The sequence below is a fragment of the Streptococcus lishijunsis genome, assembly GCF_047290665.1.
Classification (GTDB): domain Bacteria; phylum Bacillota; class Bacilli; order Lactobacillales; family Streptococcaceae; genus Streptococcus.
Genome location: NZ_JBLBUC010000043.1, coordinates 1 through 2215, shown reverse-complemented (window position 1 = coordinate 2215; position 2215 = coordinate 1). Strand labels below are relative to the sequence as shown.

At 39.9% G+C, this 2215-nt stretch carries 1 protein-coding gene; it reads right to left on the bottom strand.

All coding sequences use genetic code 11. The features are described from left to right. Positions 1 to 2215 (bottom strand): SspB-related isopeptide-forming adhesin (locus ACLN19_RS09035; protein WP_413385511.1); only part of this gene is annotated, 2215 nt, incomplete at both ends.

Sequence of the window (2215 nt, the reverse complement as noted above, 5' to 3'; positions counted from 1 at the left end):
CTTTGATGACAGTGCCGTCTGCCAGTGTGATGTCAACTTTAGCGATCACGCTATCGCGCAAGAACATATCATGTGTATGTTGCAATTGATCTACAAACTTATACTCGTAAAGATCGTAAGAGCGATTAGTCGGCACTACCCAACCTTCTAGTTTGTAGGTTGCTTCTTCGCCCAAGGCAACTTCACCATTGTTGATAGAAACCCCATCTTGTTTGTCAAGGACATCTTTGTGAACTTCAAGTTTTGGAAGGTTATTAACTACAATATTTGAGTAGTAGCCGTTTGCGAAGTCAATTTGGTAAGTTTGGTTGGTAATATCACCTTCAGTGAAAGTATCCTTAATCTTGAATGATACGTTGTAAGTAATATCAAGACCTTTTTGAACGTAAGCTTCATAAAAGGCTTGTGGGTCTTTGGCTACCCAGAGGTAAAATTCGCCAACTGGTGAAATACCAGAGTTTTTGATAATCTCTTGGAGCTTTTCATCAAGCGTATCTTGAGAGAGTACATGATACATATCTAAAAGTTGTGACACATCATCACCGTTTGAAGCAGTGATAGAATTAACAACCATTGATTTACCATCTAGCGCTTCATCAGGGTAATCTTCTGCATACAAGAAGCCTTTAGCAATAGAATCTTTAGAAGCTAACATACCTTTGTATTGGTCGAAGTTTTGCGTCAAGAGATAGTTAATCTTGGTATTTGGAAGCACTGACTGACCGTTGATAGACTTACCAGCTTCATCTACAACATCCTTTTTAGGTTGAATCAAATTATCATCTGGTGTTGGATTTTCGCCTTCTGGCGTTTTACGTGGGTTTTCTGGATCGACACCTGGTGTATAGACAACTGGCTTATCAGAGACTGTTTTAAATTCGCCTTTTGGAGTAGTAATCGTTGTCGTAAAGACATTCTCATAAGTAGCACCGTCATTTTGAGGAGAACCTACGAGATAGGCAACTGGCACTTTCACGTCTTGACTACGATTAGCATTTAATACACCCAACGTCAAATCAGTTGCTTCAAAACGAACTACACCGTCATCAAGAATAGTGACAAGATAAGCTCCTGCGTTCTTTTCTTTTGTGCCGTCAAGATCAACAAGGAAGCCAGCTGGTGCTGGATCATCCATGATATAAGCTGTTACTTCTTCACGACCCGCTTTTAGATTATCGTTTTTAAGCTCCCAAACAATTGTAGAGCCTTTAGCTACCAATTTACCATCAATTGAGACATTATCTGTATTAACGACTTCTTTGTCATTAATAGGCTTTTGAGCCACTAGCACTGGATGTACCGCTACTGAGAATATTTCTTTTTCAGGCACTTTGACGTGAGGTTTTACGCTTGGTGTTTCAGGCGTAAAGGTCAAGACTGTTGCTTTTTCTGGTGTGAATGTTTGCTTGGCTGGAGTAACTGGAAGCTCCTTTTCAGGCGTTGCTTCAAACTCGCGTAATGTTACTGGCTCAGGTTTGAGGGAAACCGGATAAGGTGTGTTAGTGTTAAAAGTAAACCAGTACTCCTCACGCATGTCTGCACCAAAATTAATTTTTAGCAAAGTCCCTTGCACATTTTGATATTTTACTGCAATAGAGCCATACCAGAAATTAGGGTTATCTTCTGAGTCCCAAACAGGATAATCTGTTTGTCCGTCTTCATTAACACCTGCATTGCCTTTATAATCATTATTCCATTTAGCTTTACCAACAGTGCCAAAAGCTCCAATAGACGAACCGTTAATCTCTACTAGGCTAGCACCGGTATCACTAACATCTACATACTCAGTAGATCTATACAATTGATTCCACAACCCTGTATCTGTATGGTTTAAAGAATTTGCGGAAATAACAACATCTGCACCGTTAAAATTAATAAACGAGCCATTAGAATCAAGATAAGAAATATCTAACTCATACTCAACACTTCCACCAGCTTGAGTTGTTCTCACACCGTTTGTCGGATCATTGAGCAGTAAAAGATATACATCTGTACTCGCATCAGATGCTCTGTCGGATCTTGGGGTATAAGACTTGAGTCTATAGCCAATAACCGCTTTATCAGCTTTCTGACCATTTACCTCAGTATTAGTTAATCCTGAATAAACAACCTCAATGCGCTCTCCAACAGCGATCGGAACTGAACCATAAGCATCTCCTAAATCGACTAGACTCTTCCATTGATCGCCAAAACTAGTAGAACCTGCAACTGTCGA